The following is a 25,472-nucleotide window of genomic DNA, read 5'->3' on the forward strand; positions in this document are numbered from 1 at the left end:
GCCAGCCAAATCGACTTTGACTCGTACCCATTCGTCACCCGAGTCGACAGGGCCGAGCCCGACGCCGAGGACGCAACGGCACCAGCCGATCTGAACTGGTACGGCTGCTCCCCGGTAGAATTTGGGACGGCGCGAGACAGCCACGCCGGCGTCCTCTCGAAGCGCCAACCGTTCAGCAAGGAAGCCTGCGAGGCTGCCGCGAACGCGGGTGGACTCGAACGGATCCTCATGCACTCGAATGCAGTGGAGGAGGCCGGAATCATCGCAGGCAACTCGATCTGTGTGATCACAGACAAGGGCAGACTGGTTCGCGCTCAGATCGTTGAAGCTCCCTGGGCACCGAACCTATCCCTGAAGATCACCACAGTCTCGTAGCACTGGCTTGTTCTGAGTCTGAGTTATGGGGTGGCGGGGAGGCTACGCAGCCAGATGACGTCGCCCCGTAGGTGGAGTCCGGCCTCGTAGCCAGCTGCCCCCGAGCACGCCTGGCGAGGTGGACGTTCTCCGCCGGATGGGGGCGAGAGACGCTGGTGATCACGCTCGTTGAGCCCGAGCAGGTGGCTGAGATCGGCGGAGACACGGCTGTGGAAGAGGGCCGCTGGAGACATGCCGTCCGCATTCATGCGACGGGTCCAATAGGGCGACGACGGCGGACCCCGCCGCTGGTGCCATACCGCAGAAATTCCTGTCGCGGCCCGCTGGTGGGAGAAGCGCAGGTTCAGGCGTGGGTGAAGCGGCGCTGCCAGGCCGTGTCGAGCTAGGCCAACCCGGGCTCGGGTGGCGTGCCCCGCGCGGCGGCGGGCCGCCGGCGGGCGCGCCACCCGGGGCGGGCCGCGGAGCCGTCTCCTGCCGCTGCCCCAAAGTTTGGAGCAGCGCCCCTTCAGCTGCGCGGCGGCCGCGCTCACGGCCTCCACATCGGCATTTGGCTGTTCATGGCCGGATTCGGGGCCCATGCAGGGTGCTGTGATGAGGCCCCGACAGCGGGCCAGGCTTCTGCTGGCCCCGCCGGGCAGTCACTCACCGTACTCAAGGAGGTGCTTGCTATGGGCTGACCTCCGCGCCACACAGCCCGCCGCAGGAGCTCCTCCTGGGGAGAATCTGGGGAGTATCGACGGCTCTGGGGAGCGCGTGGGGAGAATCGACCGCGCAACGCAGCACAACCCTGAAAGACGCTGAAAGGCTCATCCGCCCAGGTCAGGGGCGCGTGCCGCCGCATCGATGCAGGTCAGCGCCACCAGGTAGACAACTTCATGACGTAGGTACCGAGGTCGTCGGCCTCGACGATCCCCGGGAGCGAGCCGCCTTCACGCAGGGGCGTGACGTAACGGGTCGCGATCACTTCTGTGAGCATTTTCCCAGGCTAAGGGCTGTCCCGTAATCCGCGGTGGGCCAGCGCGCGGCGTACGCGCCCGCCACCCACGCCCGCGCCACGGCGATCAAGGTCACCAACTCCCGACTGACCCGGGCGTGGACCGACACCGCCACGACGTCGACCCGGCCCGGTCCGTCCGTGCCCGGTATCGGAGGCTGCTCCAACACCGAACCCCAGACGGGTCAGATCGGCGGCCCGGCGCCGTACCGCCGGTCCTTCACCTACGACGTCACCGGCAACCGCACCTCCTCGACCGACCACGACCCCGCGGGCGACGCCTCGAGCAACACCGTGACCCGGAAGGACGCCGTCGGCAGCCCTCAGTCGCTGACCTGGAGTCCCGAGGGCAAGCTCGAATCAGCCGCCACCGCCACGGGTACCTCCACGTACCTCTACGACGCGGAGGGGACCGGGGAAGACCACCCTCTGCCTCGGCACGACCGAACTCACCCTCAACACCCCTACGACTACGGCCACAACGCGTCCGGAACCCTCCGGCAGTACCAGACGATGTACGCTCACGCGGACGGCCGTACCACGACGCAGAGTTGGGGAACGTTCGACGTGCACACCTGGCAGGGACACAAGTTCTCCAGTGAATCGCAGAACCAGATCAAACTGGAAGTCACGATATGCGGCCAGATGGGAACATGCAGGTGACGGCGCTCCGGGCCAAGGCAGGCCTCTACCTGGCAGCAGCCTCGGTCCTCCTCTCGGCCGGCTGCGGCACGCACCAGGAGCGGACGACCGACGACCCAGGGTCAGCGGCCTCGGCGCCGGCCACACGTCCGTCGACACCGCTGTCCGACCTGGCCCGGCTGGAGTCGGCCCTCGCGAACCAGGCGGGCGCGTCCGGATCCGCGCCCACGGGCAGCGGGCTCAGCCTGGCCCGGCACGTTGGTAACTCCGCCTCGTACCTCTGGGAAACGAGCGAGGGGAAGGTCTGCTTCGCCCAGGGAGCCGTCTCGGGCGCTGCCATGCACGAAACCGCGTGCCTGTACGCCGCCAAGACGACGGTCGAGGAACCCGGATCGCGTCTCGACACGTTCTTCGGCCCCGGTGACGGCTTCTCGGAGCCCTACGTCGTGTTCGCGGCCGCCCCGGAATCCAAGGTGACATCCGTGAAGTACGAGGCCAAGGACACTTCCTGGACGCTCGTCAGAAAACTGGATGCCCGGGCGTCGGGGCGCAACGTCTACTACGTGACGCTTCCGGACGGTCACAAGGGTTGGATCGACGTGACACTGGAACAGTCTGACGGCGCGAAGGTGGCGGACCGTCTTCCCGTCACCATGGGCAAGACGCCCTAGCGACCCAAGTCGATTCTTCGATCGCTGCGGCCCTTCCCATGCGGAGCGGGCGAACGGCCGCAGCGATAGAACGTAGATTCGAGGCCAACTCTTTCGAGGCGTCCGGCGCACGTTGCCGCTGGGCGGCCCGGCTCCGCGAGGGAGGCGGAGTCCGCGATCGCCTCGGCCATCCGACCCGCTGAGCGGCTCCCGCCCCGTTCCCCGTTCCCCGTTCCAGTCGCCGTCAGCGCTAAATTCGCCCAGGGCCGGGAGACGCGTATTCGTGCAAAGGATTGGGGGAGCATGCTTTCTCGACCTCGGTCGCGAGGCGCCCCGACTGACATGGCTCCATGAACCCGCCACACCGATCTCGTCTCAATTCACCGCGTGAGTAGACTCATTGAGCGCCGGCGCTTTCTCGTACGGGTTAAGTTGTTTTACAGGACGGCGATTTGGCGCGCAGGGGGCAGGAGATGGCGTCAGGTTCGCTCGCCGGCAGCGGAGTTCAGCAGGTCGGCCACCTTCCACCGGCGGTCGGCCGGAACGAGGCCGAGGAGCAGGACCTCCCACATCTCGTCGACACGCTGGTCCAGGTCACTGCGGCCGGTGAGCACCGAGGAGACCATCTGGATCCCGGCCAGACCGGAGATCACGAGATATGCCACGGCGTCCGGTGAGATCGTCGGCACGATGTCACCGTCCTCGATGGCCTTGCGGACCATGTTCTCGCACGCGTCGATCCACGTCCGGTACGCGACGGGCAGTTCGCCGGTGTAGGTGAGCTCCATCAGCAGCCGGGTACCGGCCCGGACGATGACGTCCTTGTCGATCATCCGCGCGGTCGTCTTGGAGATCGCCACGATCTGTTCGAGCGCGCACCCGTCGCTTCGGGTGATCTCCTCCACGACGGCGCTCATCCGGCTGGTGTGCTCGTTGAGGACCGCCCTGGCGAGGGCTTCCTTGGCCGGGAAGTGGAAGTGCAGCGCACCTCTGGTCGTCCCGGCCCGCTCGACGATCCGACCGAGGCTCGCGCCGGCGAACCCCTCCGTGTCGAACACGGCTGCGGCGCTCTCGATGATGTGCTGCCGGGTCGCGAACGCCCGTTCCTGCTGAACTTCTCTCATCCGTTGGACCCTCCCAACGGGGCAACTGTTGTTGACATCGCTCAAACATATCCGGACCGCTGTCATCGGCCCACGACATGGGTACGTCACACGTTCTGCCGGCCCGGGCCGACGGGCACGCGCGCCCGTGGGGTGGGGAACGTGCGGGGGACACGGGCGGCGCAGGCGCCGGCGTCTGCGCCGTCCGTGTCCGGTCGAGGAGCCGCGGGTCAGCGGACCGCCGCGGACTTCGCCAGGTGCCAGCCCTGCGCACGGCGGCGTTCCCGCCAGAAGTGCGCGTACCGGCCGTCGCGTGCGACGAGGTCGTCGTGGACTCCCTCCTCCACGACCCGGCCGTCGCCGAGCACGATGATGTGGTCCGCCTCCCGCAAGGTGTGCAGCCGGTGGGTGATGACCAGTACGGTGCGGTCCCGCGCCAGTGCCGACATCGCCTCTTGCAGGGCGTGCTCGTTCTCGGCGTCCAGTGCCGCGGTCGCCTCGTCGAACAGCACGATCGGGGTGTCCTTGAGCAGTGCGCGCGCCATCGAGATGCGCTGGCGCTCACCGCCGGAGAGCCGGCTCCCGCCCTCCCCGACGGGTGCTTCCCAGCCGCCCGGCAGCCGGTCGGCGATCTGGTCGACGCGCGCAGTGCGGGCCGCGGCGTGGACCTCCTCGTCGGTCGCGTCGGGCCTGCCGAGACGTACGTTCTCCAGGATGGTTCCGTCGAAGAGGTAGACGTCCTGGAACACGGCCGAGATGAGGGAGGTGAGGTCCTCGGTCCGCATCTCGCGCACGTCCACGCCGCCGACCCGCACGGCCCCGGCGTCCGGGTCGAAGAACCGCGCGATCAGCCTGATCACGGTCGTCTTGCCGGCGCCGGAGGGACCCACCAGCGCGGTCATCCGGCCCTGCGGCACCCGCATCGACAGTCCGTCCAGGACCGTGGATCCGTTGTAGCCGAAGCGCACGTCATTGAGTTCGATGTCGGCGCCGTCCGCCCGGCGCGACGTCCGCGGTTCGGGCAGCGTCTCCGTGTCGATCAGTTCGTTGATCTCGGTCAGCGCGTGCTCGGCCACCCGGATCGCACCGCCCAGCTCGGAGGTGAGCATGATGGGCTCGACGAACCGGGCCGACAGCACGAGCAGCGCGATGAACTCGGCCGCGTCCAGCGATCCGCCCAGCGCCAGGCGGGTTCCGAGGGCCAGCAGCACGACGAACGACGCCTGCGCGATGAAGGCGAGCCAGACCAGACCGGGCATGCTCGCGCGCAGCAGGCGCCGACCGGCCGCGTGCTGCGCGACCAGCGAGTCGTCGAGCGCGGCGTGCCCCTGCGCCGTACGGCCGAAGGCCCGGAGCACCGGCTGGGCACGGGCGAACTCCACGATCCGTACGGCCGCGTCGGCGTGGATGCGGTCCGCCTCCTTGTCTGCCGCCGCCATTCCGCGGCCCGCCACCCGGTACACCAGCGCCACGGCGATCGCGGCGACCGTCATCGACAGGGCAAGTCGCCAGTCGAACAGGAACATTGCCAGCACCACCACGGCGGGTGTGACGAAGGTGTCGACCAACTGGTGCAGCAGGTGGGCGGGCACGCCCATGATGTCGACGACGCGCTGCGAGGCCAGACGCCCGAGTCCGCCGACGCGGTCGGGGGTGAACCACGCCAGTGGGAGCCGGGCGACCTTGTCCCCGATCCGGTGGTGCAGGTCGCGGCTCATGGCCGCCCCCGTGCCGTAACCGGCCAGTGTCGCCGGGTAGCTCACCGCCGCGTAGCCGAGCCACAGCACCGCGAGGGTGATCACCCACGGCCAGGCCCGCTCCGGCTCGTCGCCGAGCAGTTCGCGCAGGGCGGGGACGAGCATGACGAACGCGACGCCTTGGATTGCGGCGGCTACGGTGAACCGGGCCAGCAGCCTGCGCAGCGCGCGGTCGTGCTTCGGGCCCAGCGCGGTGAACAGTCGGCGGATCATCGCGCTTCCTCCTTCGCGATGCCGGCGCCGGCGTGGGCGTCGTGGCCGTCGGTCTCCTCGGCGCCGGCCTGCTCCTGCAGGTTCCAAGTCCGCCGGTACCGCCCGCCGGCGGCGAGCAGCTCCTGGTGCGTGCCCTGCTCGACCATCCGGCCCTGTTCGAGGACCACGATGCGGTCGACGCCGACGACCGAGGCCAGCCGGTGCGCGACGACGAGCACGGTTCGCCCCACGGCCAGTTCCGACAGCGCGTCCTGGATCTGCGCCTCCGATTCCGGATCGGCATGGGCGGTCGCCTCGTCGAGCACCACGATCGGGGTGTCCGCGAGGATCGCCCGGGCGATGGAGATCCGCTGTGCCTCGCCGCCGGAGAAGCGGACGTCCTTGCCCACCATCGAGTCGTAGCCACCCGGCAGTTCCTCGATGCGCCGGTCGATGGCGGCCGCGCGAGCCGCGCGACGCACCGCTTCATCGTCCGCGTCGGGACGGGCGAGCCGGATGTTGTCCCGCACGGTGGCGTGCAGCAGCTGTACGTCCTGCAGGACGAACGACACCAGCCGGTACAGCTGGTCCGGGTCGATGTCGCACAGGTTCACGCCGCCGATGGTGACGGTGCCCGCGGTCGGGTCGAAGAACCGGGGCAGCAGCTTCGCGAGCGTCGTCTTGCCCGAACCCGAGCTCCCCACGAGGGCGGTCACGCTGCCGGGTTCGAGGGCCAGGTCGATGCCGCTCAGGACCGGCCGGTCCGCGTCGTAGGCGAACTCGACGCCGGACAGCTCCACGCGGACACCGCCATCGGTCTCCGGCCGCTGCGGCGCATCGGAAACCGCGAGTTCCGGCGCGGCGAGCAGTGCGCCCACGCGCTTGGCGGCCGCCCCGGCCATCTCCATGTCGTGACCGTGGAAGTCGAGCGCCTGCAGGGGTGCGGCCACGCTCAGGCCCAGGATGGCGAACGGCAGCAGGTCGAGCGGGTCGAGCGAACCGGACGAGACGAGTGCCGTGCCGCCGACCAGCACGGTGAGCAGGATCGTGACCGGGCCGAGGATCAGTGCCGACGCCGCGGTGGCCCGGTAGCCCTTGGAGATCCAGGCGATGAAGAACGTGGTGAAGTCGTCGGCGGCCTGCGCGTACTGACGGTGCGCTCGCCGGGCCTGGCCGAACATCTTGACGACGGCGATGCCCTCGACGAACTCGATGACCCTGGAGACGATGCGCTCCTGGGCCTGCTCGTAGGCGGCGGTCTGGGCGTCCAGGCTCACCATCATCTTGATGAACAGCCCGATTCCGATCACCAGCGGGATCATCAGGATCAACGCCATCCGCCAATCCACCACGAAGAGGTAGACCAGGGTCGCGAGCGGGGTGACCACGCTCGCGGTGAGGTTCAGCAAGGAGTGGGCCACCAGGTGGTGCATGGTGTCCACGTCGTGCTGGACCGCCTTCCCGATTCCGCCCGCTCCGCGATCGGTGAACCATCCCAGTGGCACCCGGCCGAGCCGGTCGACCATCCTGCGTCGCACCGAGAGCTGGAAATCCAGGTCCGCGGCATGGGCGATCGCTCCCGCCGCGGTGTTCAGCACCAGCCACAGCATCAGCGCGCCGCCCGCGGCGGCGGCGACCGTCCGTGCCGCGCCCTCGTCGACCGGGCCGTCCACCAGGAACACCCCCGCCAGTTCCGCCACCGCGGCGAACGGCACCACGGCGACCACCGCCGCGACGGCCTGCAGCCCGATCGCCGCGACCAGCCTCGACGTGACGGGGCGCAATAACTCGCCAAGCCCCACTGCTTCCAACGGTTGCACCTGCTCCGATTTCATCGCGTCCCCGTCACCTTCCGTCGGCTTCGACCCCTCCGCTCCGGCCGTCCGCCAGAGCAGTTGGGGCGCGCGGACACGGCCCTGCGTGGCACACGTCCGCGTCCGCCAACCTACCAAGAAACCGGCTGTTTAACCTGTTTCCGTTGTTCACGCTCGCTCCCCCGCCTACCGGGTGATCGACAGGCCGCCGCAGAAGGGGATCACCGCGCTGGACGGGTACGCCGAGCCTCGGGGCCCCGGAAACCCAGGACCCCAGTAACTGGATGGCGCCCGCGAGGTCGCCCAGCCAGCCGGGCCTGCTGCGCACGCGTGAACTCAGACGATCACTCCGGTCAGCAGTCGACCGGGCTACGGGCGTCAGGTCGCGGGAGCCCACTGATCGAGGAGCTCTTCGGCGGTGGTGATGTCCGCTACCAGCGCGAGGGAGTTGCGGATCACCTCGGCGGTGCAGGAGGCCGGCACCCCGGCGATGGCGTCCTCCGGGACCACCACCCGGTAGCCGAGGTTCACGGCGTCGAAGACGGTGTTCGGGATGGCGATGTTGGAGGAGACCCCGGTGACGACGAGGGTGCGGATGCCGAGATTGCGCAGCAGGGGGTCGAGGTCGGTACCGGCCATCGGGGAGAGTCCGTGCAGCCGGCGGACCACCAGGTCCTGCCCGGCGACGACGATGGGCGCGGCAACCTCCACCGCCCGGCTCCCGGTCAGCTGGCGCACGGGCAGCCGCTCCGCGGCCCGGAACAGCCGGGCGTTGGCGTTCGCGCCGAGCCCGTCGGGCCGTCGTTCGGCAACCGCGTGAAGCACCTGGACGCCGGCCCCGCGCGCGGCGTCGACGAGCGCGGCCACCCGGTCCAGCATCCCCGAGTCCCGGGCCTCCTTCGCCAGTTCGGGCAGCGCGCTCTCCTCGCCCACGACACCGTTCTGGCACTCGACGGTGAGCAGCGCGGTGGTGGCGGGATCGAGATCCGGCATGGCTCCCCCTGGCGTGGCGACGGAAGAGCGCTCATGATTCCTGACACACAGTCAGATGTGAAGGGGTGCAGTACGGATGGACGTGGACGGGTCAGGAACCGGAACCTCGCAGCGGCGGGGCCGGCGCATCATGATGAGCGACGCGGAAGTGGACTCCTTCCTGCGCGAGCAGAGGACCTGTCGGGTCGCGACGGTCTCCCCCGACGGGCGCCCGCACGTGGGCGCCCTGTGGTTCGCGTGGGACGGCAGCTCGCTGTGGCTGTACTCGATCACGCGCAGCCGCCGCTGGTCCGACCTGAGCAAGGATCCGCGGATCTCGGTGGTCGTGGACGCCGGCGAGTCGTACGACGAACTGCGCGGGGTGGAGCTGTCCGGCAGCGCCGCCTTCGTGGGCGAGGCCCCGCGCACCGGCGAGCCCTGCCCCGAGCTCGCGGAGGCCGAGCGGATCTTCCCGGTCAAGAACTTCGGCATCGAGGAGATGCCGCACGACGGGCGGCACGCCTGGATCCGGCTGACCCCCGACTCGATCGTCTCCTGGGACTTCCGCAAGCTGTAGGCGTGTCGTGTCGGACCGGCGGACCGCGAACCGCAGACCGGCAGACCTACCGAAGGCCGGCGGCCGCCTGCCGCAGGGCGTCGACCGCGGCCCGGATGGAGGGCCTGCGGTCGGCGTCCGCGCGCCAGACGGCGTAGACGTGGCGGCGTACGCTGTCGCAGACCGGCAGCAGCCGCACGCCCGGCGGCACCGGGCCGCGGCCCAGCTTCGGTGCCACGCACACGCCGAGTCCGGCCTCCACGAAGGCCAGCTGGGTGTGGTGCTCCTCGGCGATGTGGGCGATGCGCGGCTCGATGCCCGTACCGCGCAGGGTGAAGACCAGCCACTCGTAGCAGAACTGCCCCTCGTTCCAGGAGATCCAGTCGTCGTCGCCGAATTCGGCGAGGGAGATCCCGGACTTCGGGGAGCTCGCGGTCCGGTCGGCCAGCCGGTGGCCGGCCGGGACCGCGATGTCGACGGTGTCGTCCAGCAGGTGGGTCCGGGTGAGCTCGGCGGGCACCGGCATCCGCTTGTTGTGCCAGTCGATCGCCAGGGCCAGGTCGAGGTCCCCGCGCACGACGGCCGCCATGCTCTCCTCGGGCTCCTGCTCGCGCACCCTGACCCGCAGCTCCGGATGCCCCGCCCGCAGTGCGGCCAGGGCCCGGGGCAGCAGCCCGCGCATGGCGGTCGGGAAGGCGCCGATCCGCAACTCGCCCACGGCGCAGCCCCGCTGGGCTTCGACATCGGCCTGGGCGAGCTCCACCTGGGAGATGATCCGGGCGGCGTGATCGGCGAGCAGCCGCCCGGCGTCGGTGAGCCGGACCCCGCGCCCGTTCCTGGCCAGCAGCGGCTGTCCGACCTCGCGCTCCAACTTGGCCAGCTGCTGGGACACGGCCGAGGTGGTGACGTGGAGGCCGTCGGCCGCACCGCTGACCGAGCCGTGGCGGGCGAGGGCGTCCAGGGTGCGCAGCCGCTCCAGGTTCAACATGTAAGCAATGCTACGACGCCACCCCGAGAAACTCTCGCTTGTCCTACGAAGTTGATGCACGCACAGTAAGGGGCATGAGCGCACCGACCACCGCCGGACCGACCCTCCCGGCCGCCTCCCCGTCCCCGGCCTCCCCCACCACGACCGCAGCCCCCACCACGACCGCCGCCCCCTCCACCGGCCGGCGCCGGGGCGGCCTGCTGGACTGGCGGATCCGGTTCGCGATCCTCTCGGTCGTCTGGGGCTTCAGCTTCCTCCTGATCAAGGTCGGCACGGAGGCCTACGCTCCGTTCCAGGTGGCGCTCGGCCGGGTCCTGTTCGGCGCGCTCGCCCTCCTCACCGTGCTGCTGGTCCGCCGCGAGCCGCTCCCCCGGGGCCTGCGCACCTGGGGCCACCTGACCGTGGCGGCGCTGCTGCTCAACACCGCCCCGTTCTCGCTCTTCGCGTACGCGGAGCTGAGCATCCCCTCCAGCCTGGCCGGCATCTGCAACGCCACCTCGCCACTGTGGGGCATGGCGCTGTCGCTGGTCGCGCTGTCCGAGGACCGCCCGACGCGCCGCCGGTTCGCCGGACTGGGCCTGGGCTTCCTCGGCGTCCTGACCGTGCTCGGTGCCTGGCAGGGCTTCTCCGGCGTCGACGCCAAGGGCACGGCGTTCGCCCTGCTCGCGTCCCTGTGCTACCCCGTCGGCTGGATCTACGTCCGGCGCACGCTGGCCGGGACCCCCGGCTCCCCGGTGGCTCTGACCGGCGGCCAGCTCATGGTCTCCACGCTCCAGCTCGCGCTCGTGAGCGCCGTCTTCACCTCGACCCCGAGCTCGTTCCCGCTCTGGCCGACCCTGTCGGTGATCGCGCTGGGCGCCCTCGGTACGGGCATGGCCCTGCAAATGCAGTACGGGCTGGTGACGGAAGTCGGCCCGACCACTGCGCAGATGGTCACCTACTTCATCCCGGTCATCGCCACCACGGCGGGCGTGTTGGTCCTCGGCGAGCAACTCCACTGGAACACCCCGGTCGGCGCCGCGATCGTCCTGGCCGGCGCGGCCCTGACCCAGACCCGCCCCGGGGCCCGCAGGCCCGCCTGACCTTCCCCGACCCCGTCGGGGCGGCATGGGGTCCCGCCCCGACGGGGTCGGTCGACCGCCGGGCCCTACCGAGCAGGGGATCCGCCCGGCCCGCAGGATCTCGCGACGGCCGCCGACGCCGGTTCGGTGTTCAGCCCGTACGGAACCGGCATCCCGTCGAGCAGTCTCCCCCCGCTCCCCCGGCCGGCCCCGGATCCCGCTGGCAAACCCGGCGGCCCGGGCGCGGCCCGGGCGGGGCCGACCGCCAAGGCCGGACTGGCGAGCCCCGGGTTCCACTGCGCCGCGGGTTCCCTGCCGGAGTCCGAAGTCCGGCTCCGCGGCGCCGGAGCGCCCGGTCGCTCGGGCGCTCGGGCGCTCGGGCGCTCGGGCGCCCGTCAGTCGTACCGCACGCCCGCCGCTCCCACACTGGCCGCCGCGGCCACCGCGTCCGCCAGGCCCGGCACCTCGTCGGCCGACAGCTGCGAGACCGTCAGCCGGACCCCCGGCCCCGCCTCGACCCGGAAGACAGCCCCGGGGGACACCGCCCATCCGGCGGCGAGCAGCCGGGTCACGACCACCGTCTCGTCGACCACCGGCACCCAGACGTTCAGGCCGCTGCGCCCGTGCGCCCGGACCCCCCGCTCCCGCAGCGCCTCGACCAGCGCGTCGCGCCGCTCCGCGTACGAGCGGGACACCGCCACCGGGTCGACCGCGCCCGAGGCCCACAGCTCCACCACCGCGTACTGCAGCAACCGGCTCACCCAGCCCGGCCCCAGCCGTTGCCGACCCCGCAGCCGGTCCAGCGTGACCGCATCGCCGGTCAGCACCGCGAGCCGCAGGTCCGGCCCGTACGCCTTCGCCGTGGACCGCACCAGCACCCAGTGCCGGGTCACTCCGCCCAGCGGATGCAGCGGCAGGTCGACGATCCCGTTCCCGTGGTCGTCCTCGATCAGCAGCACCTCGGGGTGGTCCGCCAGCAGGGCCCGCAGCTCCCGCGCCCGTTCCGCACCCACCGCGGCCCCGGTCGGGTTCTGCGCCCGCGAGGTCACCACCAGCGCCCGCGCGCCGGCCTTCAGCGCCCGGGCCACCGCCTCGGGCCGGGGCCCGTCGTCGTCCACGGCCACCGGCAGCACGCGCAGCCCGAGCGCCGGGACCAGGTCCAGCGCCCCGCCCCATCCCGGGTCCTCGACCGCCACCGCGTCGCCCGCCCGCAGATGGGCGGTGAGCACCCGTTCGATCCCGTCCAGCGCACCGGAGGTCACCGCCACCGGCCCCGGCGGCACGCCGTCCGCGTCGAAGCCGGCCCGGGCCAGCTCCGCGAGCTCCGGGGCGACCGGGGCCGCCCCGTAGAGGGTCGGCGCCAGCGCGTAGCGGCGGGCGGCCGCGGCGAGGGGCCCCTCCAGCGCGGGGAGCAAGGACACGTCCGGGCTGCCCTCCGCGAGGTCGCGCACGCCCTCCGGCACCACCATGCGCAGCGCGTCCCGCGGCGTGCTCGACGGGCGGGCCCGCACCCGGCTGCCTCGCCGCCCGTCGGTCTCGATGACCCCGCGCTCGCGCAGCGTCCGGTAGGCGGCGGCCACGGTGTTGGGGTTCACCCCCAGCTCGCCCGCCAGCTCCCGCATCGGCGGCAGCAGCGAACCCGGCGGGAGCGCACCCGAGGCCACGCCCGTCTCCACGCCGGCGGCGATATCCGCTGCGCGACGTCCTGTGATCCGATAGTCTCCTAGCACAAACCCCAGTATGCACTAGTGCAATGGAGTCGGCACCATGACCGCCACGCCCGCGACGGAACCGCCCGCAACGACCGCACCCACCGAGAGGACCGAAGGGACCGAGGGGCCCGCCGCGGACGGATCGGCCGGAAGCTACGAGCCCACCGACCTCACCGTCCCCAGCCGTTCCCGCGACCGGGCGCGCTACGACCGCGAGACGGTGCACTCGATACTCGACGGCGCCTACGTCTGCCACCTCGGCTTCGTCCGCGACGGCGCGCCCGTGGTCCTGCCCACGCTGTACGCCCGGGTCGGCGAATCGCTCTACATGCACGGCTCGACCGGCTCGCGCCCGCTGCTCGCGGCCCGCCGCACCGACCCGGGCCTGCCCGTCTGCGTGACCGTGACCCACGTCGACGGACTGGTCCTGGCCCGCTCGGCCTTCCACCACTCGCTCAACTACCGCTCGGTGGTCGTGCACGGCACCGCCCACCAGGTCACGGACGAGGCGGAGTGCCGGACGGCCCTGGACGCCATGGTCGACGCCGTCGCCCCGGGCCGCTCCGCCGACACCCGGCCGGCCAACGCCCGGGAACTCGCCGCCACCTCGGTGATCCGCGTGGACCTCGCCGAGGTGTCAGCGAAGATCCGCAGCGGCCCGGTGAACGACGACGCCGAGGACCTGGACCTGCCGCACTGGGCGGGCGTGGTCCCGGTGGCCCCGGCGTACGGAACCCCGGTGCCCGCCGCGGACCTGACCCCCGGCATCGCCGTACCGGACTACCTCAGCGCGCTCTGAGGGCTGCGCCGCACGGGGGTGGGCGCGGCCACCGGCCCGCGGGCCTCCGCCACGATCAGCGCGCCCACCGCCGTCAGCAGCAGTACGGTACCCAGCACCACGGCGCCGGTCAGCCGCTCCCCGAGCAGCAGGACCGCGATCGCCGCCGCGCTCACCGGCTCGATCAGCATGATCACCGACACGGTGGCGGCCCGTACCGCGGCGGCACCCGTGAAGTAGAGCGCGTACGCCAGTGCGGTCGGCACGGTGGCGACGTACACGAGCAGCCAGAGCACCCGTCCGAGATCGGCGGTGTGCGGCAGCAGCCCCTCCACCGCGGCGAGCGGCAGCAGGCACACCGTGCCCACGGCCACCGACCAGGCGGTGGTCACCAGCGGGTCCCCGCCCGCCCCGCACTGCCCGAGCCAGCGCGCCCGCAGGGTCATGCCCGCGTACCCGGCGGCCGACAACAGCGCCCAGCCGACGCCGAGCGGCCGCACCTCGCCGCCGCCGCTGCCCAGCACCAGTACGGCCAGTCCGGCCAGCGCCCCCACGACGGCGACCGCGCCGCCGCGGCCGAGCCGCTCGCCCATCCAGTACCGGGCCCCCAGCGCGATGATCACGGGCCCGGCGCCGAGGGTGACCACGGTGCCCACCGCGAGGCCCGTATCGCGCACGGCGGCGAAGTACGCGGCCTGGAAGAGGGTGAAGAGGAGCCCGGTGACGATCAGCGAAGCCACCGGGGGCCGCACCCGCCCCGGGACGGACCGGGACCCGCGCACGGCGAGCACTCCGAGCAACACCAGGAGGCCGCCCGCGCACCGCCAGAAGGACAGGGCGAGCGGGCCGAGGTCACTGGCCAGGAAGAGGAGGGAGGCGGCCGCCCCGGCGGTGCCCCAAGCGGCTCCGGCGACGACGAGGTACAGCAGACTGCGCCCGGCAGCGGGCGAATGGTTCGACACGAGATGTCTCCGCGCATGCGTGAAGGATGAAAGAAGCAGGTCATCGCTTCGCGGGCAGCACGGACCCGCCCGGGGAGCTCCCGGACCGGGTACCTGTCGTGGTGGCGCCGCCCGCGCTAGGCGGCGGGAGGCGGAAGCACGGTCGAATGCATGTCCGCCACCCTAGCCCTTGCCGACCGCGGCCGCCTCACGGCCCGGCACGGCCTGCTCGGCGACGACCGGCACCGGCGAGACCGGCCGGGCGGACTGCGCGATGAAGGCGCCGCCCAGCACCAGACCGCCACCGACGATCTGCCAGGTGGAAAGGTGCTCTCCGAGCAGGATCCAGGCGAACACGGTGGCGACGACCGCCTCCAGGAAGGCCACGACGCCGGCGACCTGCGGCGAGAGCCTGCGCACCGAGACCACACCGGTCAGGTAGGCGAAGACGGTCGCGACCAGCACCACCCAGGCGAGCAACACCGGCGCGGGCACCATCGTGCCGCCCACGGAGGCCTCGCCGCCCAGCACCTGCCAGTCGATCTCCCAGGGCCGGGCGATCACGGTCATCACCAGGGCGCCGACGAGCATGCCGTACGCGATCACCCCGAGCGGGTCGGGGGCGTCGTCCCCGTCGGCGCCCTGGTCGGCGAAGACGAAGTAGAAGGCCTGGCAGCAGGCGGCGGCGAGGCCGAAGAGCACGCCGAGCAGGTCCAGGCTCAGCCCGGCCCAGATCTCGACCACGCAGGCCAGCCCCACGACGGCCACGGCCGCGCCCGCGGCGGCGGCGCGCGTCACGGGCTTGCGCTGCACGAAGCGGATGTAGCCGAGCAGCAGCGCCGGGCCCAGGTACTCCAGCAGCAGGGCCACGCCGACGGGGATGCGGGACAGGGAGGCGAAGTAGAAGGCCTGCACACCCGCGACGGCGACCAGCCCGAAGCCGGCGAGCAGCGCGGGCCTGCGCAGCACGAGGTCGCGGTGGCGCCAGGCCAGCGGGGACAGCACGAGCGCCGCCCCGGCCACCCTGAGCCAGACCATGTGGAGGGGGTCCAGACCCGCCTCGATCAGCGGCTTCGCCGCGACTCCGGAACCACCGAACGCGAACGCCGAGACGAGGGCGAGGCCCAGTCCGGCATTTCTCCCTGACGCTTGCATCCCGCCATCATGACAGGGTGGGTCAGGACCGTCACGGGGATGACACCTGTTGAGACGGAGTCGAGATCACGGCCGGTCGACCGCGGCCACGTCTGACAGGTCGTCAGTATTGAATGTTCCGCCCGCCGGGGCTACCTTCCGCCGCACGTACCCGACGAGAAGGGGTGGCCGCATGGCCGAAGTCACCGCGGAATCACGCATCGAGGCGTCCGCCGCGCTGCTCTGGTCCCAGCTGACGGACTGGGACGCGTACGGGCAGTGGAGCATGACCCACACGAACTTCCCCGGGGGCGGACCCGAGACCCTCGCGGTCGGCGCCACCTTCGCGGAGAACATGAAGATGATGGGCTTCCCGGCCGAGGTCGTCTGGACCGTCTCGGAGCTGGAGGCCGAGCGCCTCTTCGCCATCACCGGCAAGGGCCCGATGGGCGTGGCGGTCCTCACCCGGTACACCTTGATCCCGGACGGCGAGGCCACCACGGTCCGCATCGACGGCGAGTTCACCGGGGCCGCCGTCTCCCTGATGGCGGGCAAGCTCAAGGACTCGGCCACCGCCGCACTGAACGAGTCGCTGCGCAAGCTGGCCGGCCTGGTCGTCTGACCTCCGGGCCGTACGCTCCGCACGCGAAGGCGCGCCCCGCGAGACGAACTCGCGGGGCGCGCCGCCGCACGCCGGGGCCGGTCGGGCTCAGTGCTCGTCGGCCAGGATCAGGTAGAGCTTCTTGCGGGCGTCGTTGATGACCCCGAGGGCCTTCTCCCGCTGCTGGGGCGAGCCGGTCTTGAAGACCTGCCCGAAGGCCTCCATCAGACCGATGCCGGCCGTCCGGACCTCCTGCATCGCCTCGAAGTCGAAGCCGCGCCCGGCATCCGCCCACGGGGCGTCCGGGCCCGACTCGGCCTCGGTGCGGCCGGCGTCGGTGAGCGTGAACAGCTTCTTGCCGCCCTCGCTCGCACTCGCGATGAGCCCCTCGTCCTCGAGCAACTGCAGGGTCGGGTAGACCGAGCCCGGGCTGGGCTTCCAGGCCCCGCCGCTGCGCTCACCGATCTCCTGGATCATCTCGTAGCCGTGCATCGGCCGGTCGGCGAGCAGCGCCAGGATCGAGGCGCGCACATCGCCGCGCCGGGCCCGACCCCGCGGTCCGCCACGTCCGCCGCGACCACCGAAGGGGCCTCCGCCGAAGGGCGGGCCGAACGGGCCGAAGGCGGCGCGCCGCCCCTTGAAACCCTCCCGACGATCGGGCCCGCAGTGGTCGTGGCCCCGTCCGTGGTCATGGCCGTGCTCGTGTCCGTGCTGTCCGCGTGAACGCATGACTGCGCTCCTTTCGTCACGTTGTCGTTGCTTCATCGGTTGTCCGATGTCTCCACTATCGGCGACACCTCGCGACCTGTCAACGATATATCGGAACCTGTCGTCGATAGTGCGGCGGGGCAGCGGTCCCGCACCCGGTCGTGCGCCTGGCCGACGGAGGAGGCGCGACGGGTTCCGCCGACTGCCCGGATCGCAGAGCTTCCCAAGAAGGCCGCTGACCAGGCTCGTTGCCGGGAGGGGCGCATCCTGGAGGTGCTGTACGGTCTGCCTCCGGATGCCCCCAAGGGGCAATGCCGTGACCGGAGTTCGACCGACAAGCTGGCTACCGTCACACACGCGACCGGCTCGGCGACCACGCGCCGCTCGCTGCATGCACGTCCATCCAGATGCGGGGCGCGCCCGCCGCGGGCCCTTGGCGACATTCGTACAAGACCGGCAGCCGCCGCCCCCCGCACCATCGCCCCATGGACGACCACGACGCACAGCACGCGCAGTCGATGCATGTGGACCGCGACGGACCGCGGGACGCGCCGCCGCTGCTGCTCATCCACGGATCTGGAGCCTCGGGCGCCTCCTGGGAGCCGGTGGTCCCGGCCCTCGCCGCCCGCCATCATGTCGTCCGGATGGACCTCGCGGGCTGCGGCCAGTCCCCGCCCGCCGTGTCCTACGACGTTCGGGCGCAGGCGGGCCGCGTGGCGGCGCTGCTCGACGAACTCGGGCTGCGCTCGGTCACCGTGGCCGGCCACTCCAGCGGCGGTTACGTCGCCACCGCGCTCGCGGAGCAGCGCCCCGACCTGGTGGGTTCGCTGGCGATGATCAGTACCGGCCCGCGCATCGACGCGCTCCTGCCGCAGCCGGCCATCCTCCGCGCCATGCTGGCACCGCCCTTCGGGCCGCTGCTGTGGTCGCGACGTTCGGATGCGATGATCCGCAAAGGCATCGGCGCCACGCTCGCCGGCCCTGCGCCCATCCCGCCCGGCATGGTCGCCGACGTGCGGAGCACCACGTACCGCGCGTTCCGCAAAGTGCTGCGCGAGAACACCGCTTACCTCGCCGAGCAGCCGGTGCCCGAGCGGCTCGCCGCCCTCGGGCTCCCGGTACTCGTGGTCTTCGGCGCTGCCGATCCCCGGTGGGATCCTGCGTCGGCGCGCCAGTACGACGTCGTGCCGGACGTGCGGGTCGAGATGATGCCGGGCGTCGGGCACATTCCCGTGCTGGAAGCGCCCGAGCCGGTGGGCCGGCTGCTACTGGACTTCGCGGCCCTTTGCGCCGGAAACCCGCCAACGGGCCCGGCCTAGACTGGTGTCGTGTCGTCGCAGGGCGTGCCCCCCGTGTGGTCGGGCGTTGACATCGCGGTACCGGTGCCTTCGAACCGGCTGCCGGGCATCAGCATGGCCGGATTCCGCCAGCGTGTCCCCACGCCCGTCGACATCGCCATGGTCGCGCATCCGTCCGTCACCTTGCTCATCGATCTGAGCGACGATGACGGCCTGGTCTACGACACGCGGGGCCGGCGCGGACACGGCAGTGTCGTGATCGGCCTGGCCCCCGGGGAGCTACGGGCGTCCGGCCTGGTGGGCGAGTGCCTGCAGATCCGGCTTCAGCCGGGTGTGGCGGCCGCGGTGCTCGGCTCGTCGGCCGGGGCCAGCGGGAGCGTGGAGTCCTTGGCTGACGTCTGGGGCTGCGACGCCGGACGCATCGAGGAGCGGCTGAGTGCAGCCGGGTCGTGGGACGAGCGGTATGCGATGGCGGCGGACATCATCCGCCGGCGGATCGGGGACGGCCTGCGGGTCGATCCGGAGGTCGCCCACGTCTGGAGGCGGACGGTCACCGGCGGCGGCCGGGTGCGTATCGACAGCCTGGCGGACGAGGTCGGCTGGAGCCGCAAGCGCCTGTGGGCGCGTTTCCGGGCACAGCTCGGCATCACCCCGAAGCGCGCCGCCCAGCTGGTGCGGTTCGACCGTGCGGCCCATCTACTCGCGGCGGGTCTCCCTCCCGCCGGTGTCGCGGCCGAGAGCGGTTACGTCGACCAGCCCCATCTGCACCGCGACGTGAAGGCGTTCACGGGGCTTACGCCGACTGCCGTCGCCGCCGCGCCGTGGCTGGCGATCGACGACGTCGCGTGGCCGGACTTCTGGCGGGCAGGGAGGCCCGTGACAGGTGGCGCACGCGGTTCCGGCCGGCGCTGAACCGCTCAGCCGCGGCCCTCGCCTTGCTCCCGACCGACAACTCTCCTTTGACATCCACCCTCAGGGCTGTCCCGTAATCCCCCCAGGTCAGGCCATCGCATGGACTGACTCGGCTGTCAAAGGGCAGGTGCCCCGTGCCACCGAACTCGGATCGGTCATCGACGTGGGACCGAACGCAGTTCGTGGAGCCGACGATGGACCGCTGCAGACCGAGGTCGATGCGCCGGCAAGGACGCTGCCCCTCGCACGGCCCGCCGTCCGGACCGTGCTGTGCTCGACCCGAGCGTCCGCGGCGGCCGGATGTGGACCCCGAACGGTTCGGGCTGCGCGGTCGGCCCGGGATCGAAGCTCTGTGGAACCACCTCGTCGACACCACGACCGCAGCACGTCCGTGGGGCCCGGTGGGACTGGAGGCCCGGCAACCGAGCGAACGGAGCGGACGGAGTGGACAGAGCGGACGGAGTGACGCGACGACCACTCCCCGTGGGTTGGCCGTGTCCTGGCCCTGCGCTGGAGCCCGCTTGCACCGTTCCTGGACCGTGGCCGGCGAGTCTGGAGCCGCTTCCCCCGAGGGCCTCCCGGCAGGGACTTCCCGACGGGAAGCAGACCGCTCCGACCCGCCTCACCCTGGAGATGCGTTGACCCGTCGTTCCCTCAGCAAGCGCGCAGCCGTCGTCGCCGCCGCCACGGTCCTGACCCTAGGTACCGTCGGCACCGTCGCCGCGACGGCCGGGCCCCAGCACCGGGACCCCCAACCCACAAAGGTCCAGGTCGCAGGCCTCTTCGACACTTGGAACAAGGCCCTGCAGACCGGTGACCCGAAGAAGGTGGCCGACCTCTACGCGAGCGACGCGGTCCTCCTGCCCACGGTTTCCAACAAGATCCGTACCGACCGTGCGGAAATCGTCGACTACTTCGAGCACTTCCTGCAGAACAAGCCCGTCGGCGTGAAGGTCGAAACCATAGTCAACGTCCTCGACAAGAACTCCGCCATCGACACAGGCGTCTACGCATTCACGCTCACCGACCCGAAGACCGGAGCGAAGAGCACCGTGAAAGCCCGCTACTCGTACGAGTACGAGAAGCGGAACGGCAAGTGGCTGATCGTCAACCACCACTCCTCGAAGATGCCCGAAGGGTGATGACCACCCACAAACCCGAGCCGGGAGCGTCCTGCAGGGTCACCGTGCCGCCGTCGTCCGTCACCAGCTGCTTGACGACGGCGAGGCCGAGGCCCGAACCGGAGCGCCCGGTCAGGCCCTGACCGCGCCAGAACCGGTCGAAGGCGCGGGACTTCTCCGCATCCGACATGCCGGGTCCCTCGTCGAGGACGGAGAGCACGGCCTCGGCACCGCGGGGGTCGATCCGGACGGTGATCGTGCCGCCGTCCGGTGAGACCTCCAGCGCGTTCGAGAGCACGTTGTCCAGCACCTGGTCCAGATGGCCGGGGCTGGCCAACACCGCCGGCCGGCCGTCGACGCCCGCCCCGAACGCGATGGTGACTCCGCGCTCGTCGGCGGCCGGCCTCCACACCGACAGCCGTTCCTCCACGATGTCCCTGAGCGGCAGCGGCTCGGCCGCGGATACCTTGGCCTCCGCCCGGGCCAGCACCAGCAGACCGTTGACCAAGCGGCTCATCCGGACGACCTCCGCGGTCGCCAGTTCCACGTCCTCGTGCACGAACTCGTCGTCGACGCCGTCCGCGATGTTGTCCAGCGACAGGCGCAACGCCGTGAGCGGCGTGCGCAGTTGGTGGGAGGCGTCCGCGACGAAGATGCGCTGCGAGGCGATCAGCGTGTCCAGCCGCTCGCCCGCCTGGTTGAGGGTCCGGGCGAGGGTCCGGGTCTCCTGCGGGCCCTCCACCGGGGAGCGTGCGGACAGGTCGCCGTCACTGAACCTGCTCGCCACGTCGTTGAGTTGGCGGAGCGGACGCGTGAGCCGGCGGGCCACCACCGCGCCGATCAGGGCGGCCACCCCGAGCACCGCCACCGCGAGCCCGGCCCGGAAGCCCCAGATCGTCCACAGCCGGTGGGTGAGGTTGCCGGTCGAATAGACGATGCGCACGGCGCCGACGATCCGGCCCCGGTCCTTCGCGGGGACGGTGATCACCAGGTCACGGCCCCATATGAGGTCCGAACCCCAGTCGGTCGTCGTCTCCCCGTCCTTCAGCGCCCGGGACAGGACCGCGTCGGCGGCCGGCGCGGGAATGTCCGGCGCACAGGTGTCGGTGACGGTCACCTGCACCCGGTCGTGGGTCTCCTGTTCGTACGCCCGCACCACCTCCTCCAGCGCCTGACAGGAGCTGGCGTTGCCGTTGCCCAACAGTAGGGCCATGGTGGTCGCCTCGCGCTTGACGAACGCCTCGGTGTCATCGCGCAGCTGGGCGGTGAGCGTGAAGGCCACCGGCACGGTGAACAGCAGGATCGCCACGGCGACGAGCAGGATGTAGCTGCGGATCAGCTGGCGGATCATGGAGCGGCGTCGTTCCCGCCCTTGTCGACCTCGAGCCGGAAGCCGACCCCCCGTACCGCATCGATGGTGATCGCCCCGACGAGTTTGCGCCGCAGCGCCGCGACGTGCACGTCCAGCGTCTTGGTCGGCCCGAACCAGTTCGCGTCCCAGACGGCTTCCATGATCTGCTCGCGGGACATCAGCGCGCCGGGCTCCTCGGTGAGGAAGGCGAGCAGGTCGTACTCCTTGGGGGCGAGCGCCACCTCTTGGCCGTCCAGCCGGACGCGGGCGGCCCTGCGGTCGATGGTGAGCCGGGAACCGTACCGGTCGGGGGCGCTCTCCGGAGTCGACGGGGTGCGGGGTTGCACGCGCCGCATCACCGCCCGTATCCGCGCGATGACCTCCCGGACCCCGAACGGCTTGGACACGTAGTCGTCGGCGCCCAGCTCCAACCCGACCACCCGGTCCGTCTCGTCGCTGCGGGCACTGATCACGATGATCGGCACGGCACTGCGCCCGCGCAGCGCCTTGCACACGTCGAGGCCGTCGGTGTCGGGCAACCCGAGATCGAGGAGGACGACGTCGTACGGACCCTCGTGACCCAACGCCGCGCCGCCCGTGGTGACCCACTCGACGTCGAAGCCGTAGCGGCTCAGGCCGCGGAGCAGGGACTCGGCGACCGGCTCATCGTCTTCCACCAGAAGTACGCGCACACTAGTGCGTACGGACAAGCCGGTTCACGGCGGCAAGGGTGAACCGGAGCCCTGCGTACCGGGCGTTGCGCGCCGCCCCGCGGACCGCCGCCCCGCGGACCGCCGCCGCGTCGACGATCCGGTGTGGTTCGGGTGTCGGACGCTCGGTCCGGGCGGCGAGGTCGTCGTCGATGCGGGCGCGGCGGCGGGCTCCGGGGAACTGGACGATCCGTGACGGTCCGGTCGGGGCCGGACTGCGCGGGCGGCACCACACCGGACAGGGCCAGTCACCCCCGATTGGCCTTTGTCGATGATCAAGAAACCGCCCTACCGTCGGAGCATGCGCATCCGAATCGTCGACGCCTTCACCGACCGACCCTTCCAGGGGAACCCCGCGGCAGTCCTGCTCCTCGACGCAGCGTTCCCCCCGGACGCCTGGCTCCAGCAGGTGGCCTGCGAGATGAACCTCTCCGAGACCGCCTTCGCCCACCCCCTGCCGCCCGGCGGGGACGCCGACTGGGCGCTGCGCTGGTTCACCCCGGCCGCCGAGGTGGACATGTGCGGCCACGCCACCCTGGCCACCGCGCACGTGCTGGCCACCAGCGGGCTCGCCACGGGACTGATCCGCTTCTCCGCGCGCTGCGGCGTCCTCACGGCCGAGGCCGCCGAGGACGGCACGGTCACCATGGACTTCCCGACCTCTTCGCTGACCCCGGTGGCGGCGCCGGCCGCCGTGGACCATGCGCTCGGCGGTCCCCCGATCCTCTCGGTGCACGACACCGCCGACCACATCGGTGACCTCGTCGTGGAGCTCGCCGACGAGAAGACCGTGCGCGAGCTGGAACCGGACCACGGCGCCCTGCGCGCCTTCGCCCGGCGGGGGGTGATCGTCACCGCGCCCGCCGAGGATCCCTCCCTCGGGTACGACTTCGTCTCCCGCGGCTTCTTCCCCGCCTTCGGCATCGACGAGGACCCGGTCACCGGCAGCGCCCACACCGCGCTCGCCCCGTTCTGGGCGGAGCGGCTGGGCCGTACCGAACTGACCGGCCTCCAGGGCGGTGCGCGCCGCGGGCTGGTACGGGTGACCCTGGCGGGCGAGCGCACCCTGCTGACCGGCCGGGCCGTCACGGTCGTGGACGGAGAGCTCCTCGCGCCGCCGCCCGGGGCCGAACGGGCGGGATGAGCACACGGGACACGAACGCGGACGAGGACGAGGACGAGGACGCCAAACCGGGCCGGGCCGGGCCGGGCCGGAGGTGCCTGTCCGAGCGGGTCAGCCCGCGGACCCGCCCCCGTCCCCGTCCCCGTCCCCCTGCACGTCCCCCTTCGCGCGCCTGGCCTTCGCAACCGCCTTCGCGTGTGCGGCACTCCGCCGCTTCCGCTCCTGTTCCTCCCACGCGGCCGAGTCGATCCGCTTGCGGTACACCTGCTTCGGCTCCGCCGCGCCCAAGTGCACCGTCCACACCCACAGGAGGGCCGACATGACGAAGAGGACGCCCGCCGCCCCCAGGTAGGAGGCGATTTCCTCGGACTCGGAGACACCGTCCTCGTGCATGAAGCCGGGTACGCCTGCGATGAGCGCGTTCACCCACCACGCGAGCGCGACGTTGAACAGGAGGAGGGAGATCCAGTAGACGACCCGCACGCTCTTCGCCGGGCCGCTCGCTTCCCCCAGGAGCAGCAGGCGGCGCAGCGAGACCGGCCCCGTCCGGTGGCGGCCGCCCGTGTCCGCCTTGGCCCGGCGCACCGACGCGTAGCACTCGTCCAGCCAGCGTCCGGGCTCCGGATCCGGGGGCGGCGCATCGGTCGGCGCCAGCTCCTTGGCCTGCAGCCAGCCGGTGAGGAACTGGATCTCCAGCGCGGCCTTCTCCAGGCGCCTGCGGTAGTGGTGATCGCTGCTGCGCGCCTCCCGTCGGTCCCGAATGAGGAGGCTGATCCCGCCCACCAGGCCCGTGACCACGGGCACCAGGAACGGCGCGAACGGCACCAGGGAGTCCAGAACAGCCACCGGGTGCGCCTCCTCACTGGTGCTGTGGCCGGACAGGCGGGCCGGGCGTGCCCGTCGTGCCTGGCACGGCGACCCGGTGGACCCTGCCGGTCACAGCACTGGCCTCCAGCGTCGCACCGCCCCCGCGTCCGTCACCGCCCGGAAGGGCCGATCGGGTGGGCCACCGTCGGTCAGGGGTCGGTCAGGGAGGCGGTCACGGGGTCGGCAGCCAGCCCACCTTGCCCGCGAGCAGCGCGTACCCGCCGAAGGCCACGATGTCGAGGAGCGCGTGCGCGACGAAGAGCGGTGCCACCCGGCCCCAGCGCCGGTAGGCGAGGACGAAGACGACGCCCATCACCATGTTGCCGATGAAGCCGCCGATGCCCTGGTAGAGGTGGTAGGAGCCGCGCAGCGCCGAGCTGGCCAGCAGCGCGGCCATGGGCGACCAGCCCAGCTGGCCGAGCCGGCGCAGCAGGTAGGCCAGCACGATGATCTCCTCCACCAGGGCGTTCTGCAGTGCGGAGAGGATGAGTACGGGGAACTTCCACCACACGTCGGGCAGCGCCTCCGGCACCACCGTGAGGTTGAATCCGGTGGACCGGGCGCCCAAGTAGAAGGCCAGCCCGGCGCTACCGATCCCGGCCGCGACCAGCGCGCCCCGGCCGAGGTCCCACCAGGGCCGGGTGCGGTCGAAGCCCAGTGCCCGCAGCCCGGGGGCGCCCTCGCGGGTCAGCAGGTGCGCGACCAGCAGTACGGGTACCAGGGCGCTCGCGATGCCGAACAGCTGCCAGGCGAGGTCCAGCCAGGGCCGGCCCGGGGCGTAGGAGCCGTTGAGCGTGGCCGCCTGGTCCTTGAGGCCGCCGGGCTTGGTGAGCGAGCCGATGAAGCTGATGAGTGCCGAGACCCCGCTCGCGCCCAACGACAGCGCGAGGACGAGCAGCGTCTCGGTGCGCAGCAGGCGCCGCCGCCCGTCCTCGTCCAGTTCCAAGAACACCGGCTCCGGCTCCGTCCGCACGCCCGACTCCGTCCTGCCATCCCGTTGCGACCACCCCATACTGCCTCCTCGGCGGACTGGGAGGATCACTGCGGGGCCCTCAACAAGATCGCCGGGGGCGTCGGGCGAGCGGGCGGGAGCGCAGGCGGGCGGGCCAGCG

The 25,472-nt window shown here is 71.8% G+C and carries 25 protein-coding genes; 11 read left to right on the plus strand and 14 right to left on the minus strand.

Annotation, left to right across the window (positions count from 1 at the left end; translation table 11 throughout):
- Positions 1-1,225: 1,225 nt before the first annotated feature.
- The gene (locus ACIQK6_RS29685) at positions 1,226-1,351 is read right to left on the minus strand and encodes a hypothetical protein (protein WP_267883928.1); all 126 of its coding nucleotides are present in this window, start codon (positions 1,349-1,351) and stop codon (positions 1,226-1,228) included.
- A 33-nt stretch (positions 1,352-1,384) separates the two neighbouring features.
- Between ACIQK6_RS29685 and ACIQK6_RS29690 the strand changes: the two genes are divergently transcribed.
- Both ACIQK6_RS29690 and ACIQK6_RS29695 read left to right on the plus strand, forming a co-directional pair.
- A complete protein-coding gene (locus ACIQK6_RS29690) occupies positions 1,385-2,032 on the plus strand; it encodes a hypothetical protein (protein WP_329104319.1) in 648 nt (215 codons plus the stop codon).
- Positions 2,029-2,682 carry a hypothetical protein gene (locus ACIQK6_RS29695; protein ID WP_402695753.1) on the plus strand — a complete coding sequence of 218 codons (654 nt, stop codon included), beginning with the start codon at positions 2,029-2,031 and terminating at the stop codon, positions 2,680-2,682. Before ACIQK6_RS29690 ends, ACIQK6_RS29695 begins: the two co-directional genes overlap by 4 nt.
- Positions 2,683-3,140: 458 nt before the next feature.
- Here the strand turns inward: ACIQK6_RS29695 and ACIQK6_RS29700 are convergent, their stop codons facing one another.
- From ACIQK6_RS29700 to ACIQK6_RS29715, 4 genes are all read right to left on the minus strand, one after another.
- On the minus strand, positions 3,141-3,785 hold the full coding sequence (locus tag ACIQK6_RS29700) for a ScbR family autoregulator-binding transcription factor (RefSeq protein WP_329104316.1): 645 nt from the start codon (positions 3,783-3,785) through the stop codon (positions 3,141-3,143).
- Between the two features lie 209 nt (positions 3,786-3,994).
- Entirely contained in the window at positions 3,995-5,734 is a 1,740-nt protein-coding gene (locus ACIQK6_RS29705) for an ABC transporter ATP-binding protein (protein WP_329104314.1), read from the minus strand.
- On the minus strand, positions 5,731-7,548 hold the full coding sequence (locus ACIQK6_RS29710) for an ABC transporter ATP-binding protein (protein WP_329104312.1): 1,818 nt from the start codon (positions 7,546-7,548) through the stop codon (positions 5,731-5,733). Before ACIQK6_RS29710 ends, ACIQK6_RS29705 begins: the two co-directional genes overlap by 4 nt.
- Positions 7,549-7,905: 357 nt before the next feature.
- A complete protein-coding gene (locus ACIQK6_RS29715; RefSeq protein WP_329104310.1) occupies positions 7,906-8,520 on the minus strand; it encodes a cysteine hydrolase in 615 nt (204 codons plus the stop codon).
- Between the two features lie 76 nt (positions 8,521-8,596).
- On the opposite strand from ACIQK6_RS29715, the gene ACIQK6_RS29720 reads away from it, so the two are divergent.
- Positions 8,597-9,076, plus strand: a complete 480-nt coding sequence (locus ACIQK6_RS29720; protein WP_329104308.1) for a pyridoxamine 5'-phosphate oxidase family protein — start codon at positions 8,597-8,599, stop codon at positions 9,074-9,076.
- Between the two features lie 46 nt (positions 9,077-9,122).
- Here ACIQK6_RS29720 and ACIQK6_RS29725 read toward each other — a convergent pair whose 3' ends face one another.
- Complete coding sequence (locus ACIQK6_RS29725; protein ID WP_329104306.1) at positions 9,123-10,043, minus strand: LysR substrate-binding domain-containing protein; 921 nt, start codon at positions 10,041-10,043, stop codon at positions 9,123-9,125.
- Between the two features lie 74 nt (positions 10,044-10,117).
- On the opposite strand from ACIQK6_RS29725, the gene ACIQK6_RS29730 reads away from it, so the two are divergent.
- A complete protein-coding gene (locus tag ACIQK6_RS29730) occupies positions 10,118-11,125 on the plus strand; it encodes a DMT family transporter (protein WP_329104304.1) in 1,008 nt (335 codons plus the stop codon).
- A gap of 374 nt (positions 11,126-11,499) precedes the next feature.
- Here the strand turns inward: ACIQK6_RS29730 and ACIQK6_RS29735 are convergent, their stop codons facing one another.
- On the minus strand, positions 11,500-12,834 hold the full coding sequence (locus ACIQK6_RS29735) for an aminotransferase class I/II-fold pyridoxal phosphate-dependent enzyme (RefSeq protein WP_329104302.1): 1,335 nt from the start codon (positions 12,832-12,834) through the stop codon (positions 11,500-11,502).
- Between the two features lie 37 nt (positions 12,835-12,871).
- On the opposite strand from ACIQK6_RS29735, the gene ACIQK6_RS29740 reads away from it, so the two are divergent.
- Entirely contained in the window at positions 12,872-13,615 is a 744-nt protein-coding gene (locus tag ACIQK6_RS29740; RefSeq protein WP_329104300.1) for a pyridoxamine 5'-phosphate oxidase family protein, read from the plus strand.
- On the opposite strand, the gene ACIQK6_RS29745 is transcribed toward ACIQK6_RS29740, so the two are convergent.
- Together ACIQK6_RS29745 and ACIQK6_RS29750 are read right to left on the minus strand one after the other, a co-directional pair.
- The gene (locus ACIQK6_RS29745) at positions 13,597-14,556 is read right to left on the minus strand and encodes a DMT family transporter (protein WP_402695757.1); all 960 of its coding nucleotides are present in this window, start codon (positions 14,554-14,556) and stop codon (positions 13,597-13,599) included. The two genes, ACIQK6_RS29740 and ACIQK6_RS29745, sit on opposite strands and share 19 nt — an antisense overlap.
- 162 nt (positions 14,557-14,718) lie before the next feature.
- Positions 14,719-15,690, minus strand: coding sequence for an EamA family transporter (locus ACIQK6_RS29750; protein WP_402695759.1), 972 nt, complete (start codon positions 15,688-15,690; stop codon positions 14,719-14,721).
- A 172-nt stretch (positions 15,691-15,862) separates the two neighbouring features.
- Here ACIQK6_RS29750 and ACIQK6_RS29755 point away from each other — a divergent pair, with 172 nt between their 5' ends.
- Positions 15,863-16,291, plus strand: coding sequence for an SRPBCC family protein (locus ACIQK6_RS29755; protein ID WP_329104294.1), 429 nt, complete (start codon positions 15,863-15,865; stop codon positions 16,289-16,291).
- 87 nt (positions 16,292-16,378) lie between these two features.
- Here ACIQK6_RS29755 and ACIQK6_RS29760 read toward each other — a convergent pair whose 3' ends face one another.
- Positions 16,379-16,999, minus strand: coding sequence for a PadR family transcriptional regulator (locus ACIQK6_RS29760; RefSeq protein WP_329104292.1), 621 nt, complete (start codon positions 16,997-16,999; stop codon positions 16,379-16,381).
- 464 nt (positions 17,000-17,463) lie between these two features.
- On the opposite strand from ACIQK6_RS29760, the gene ACIQK6_RS29765 reads away from it, so the two are divergent.
- The 3 genes from ACIQK6_RS29765 to ACIQK6_RS29775 all read left to right on the plus strand — a co-directional run bounded on the left by ACIQK6_RS29765 (position 17,464) and on the right by ACIQK6_RS29775 (position 20,330).
- The gene (locus ACIQK6_RS29765; protein WP_329104290.1) at positions 17,464-18,297 is read left to right on the plus strand and encodes an alpha/beta fold hydrolase; all 834 of its coding nucleotides are present in this window, start codon (positions 17,464-17,466) and stop codon (positions 18,295-18,297) included.
- Between the two features lie 9 nt (positions 18,298-18,306).
- Positions 18,307-19,188 carry a helix-turn-helix domain-containing protein gene (locus tag ACIQK6_RS29770; protein ID WP_402695761.1) on the plus strand — a complete coding sequence of 294 codons (882 nt, stop codon included), beginning with the start codon at positions 18,307-18,309 and terminating at the stop codon, positions 19,186-19,188.
- A 638-nt stretch (positions 19,189-19,826) separates the two neighbouring features.
- Positions 19,827-20,330 (plus strand): SgcJ/EcaC family oxidoreductase, encoded by a 504-nt coding sequence (locus tag ACIQK6_RS29775; RefSeq protein WP_329104286.1) that lies wholly within the window; start codon positions 19,827-19,829, stop codon positions 20,328-20,330.
- Here ACIQK6_RS29775 and ACIQK6_RS29780 read toward each other — a convergent pair.
- Both ACIQK6_RS29780 and ACIQK6_RS29785 read right to left on the minus strand, forming a co-directional pair.
- Positions 20,296-21,660, minus strand: coding sequence for a sensor histidine kinase (locus tag ACIQK6_RS29780; RefSeq protein ID WP_402695763.1), 1,365 nt, complete (start codon positions 21,658-21,660; stop codon positions 20,296-20,298). The two genes, ACIQK6_RS29775 and ACIQK6_RS29780, sit on opposite strands and share 35 nt — an antisense overlap.
- Positions 21,657-22,352 (minus strand): response regulator transcription factor, encoded by a 696-nt coding sequence (locus ACIQK6_RS29785; protein WP_402695765.1) that lies wholly within the window; start codon positions 22,350-22,352, stop codon positions 21,657-21,659. Before ACIQK6_RS29785 ends, ACIQK6_RS29780 begins: the two co-directional genes overlap by 4 nt.
- A 4-nt stretch (positions 22,353-22,356) precedes the next feature.
- On the opposite strand from ACIQK6_RS29785, the gene ACIQK6_RS29790 reads away from it, so the two are divergent.
- Both ACIQK6_RS29790 and ACIQK6_RS29795 read left to right on the plus strand, forming a co-directional pair.
- Complete coding sequence (locus ACIQK6_RS29790; protein ID WP_402695766.1) at positions 22,357-22,566, plus strand: hypothetical protein; 210 nt, start codon at positions 22,357-22,359, stop codon at positions 22,564-22,566.
- Positions 22,567-22,671: 105 nt separating this feature from the next.
- Positions 22,672-23,514 carry a PhzF family phenazine biosynthesis protein gene (locus tag ACIQK6_RS29795; protein ID WP_402695768.1) on the plus strand — a complete coding sequence of 281 codons (843 nt, stop codon included), beginning with the start codon at positions 22,672-22,674 and terminating at the stop codon, positions 23,512-23,514.
- A gap of 90 nt (positions 23,515-23,604) precedes the next feature.
- On the opposite strand, the gene ACIQK6_RS29800 is transcribed toward ACIQK6_RS29795, so the two are convergent.
- Positions 23,605-24,339, minus strand: a complete 735-nt coding sequence (locus ACIQK6_RS29800) for a hypothetical protein (RefSeq protein ID WP_329104276.1) — start codon at positions 24,337-24,339, stop codon at positions 23,605-23,607.
- 193 nt (positions 24,340-24,532) lie between these two features.
- On the minus strand, positions 24,533-25,372 hold the full coding sequence (locus ACIQK6_RS29805) for a CPBP family intramembrane glutamic endopeptidase (protein ID WP_402695769.1): 840 nt from the start codon (positions 25,370-25,372) through the stop codon (positions 24,533-24,535).
- Between the last annotated feature and the right edge of the window lie 100 nt (positions 25,373-25,472).

This window comes from Streptomyces sp. NPDC091682, assembly GCF_044756625.1.
In the GTDB taxonomy this organism is placed as follows: domain Bacteria; phylum Actinomycetota; class Actinomycetes; order Streptomycetales; family Streptomycetaceae; genus Streptomyces.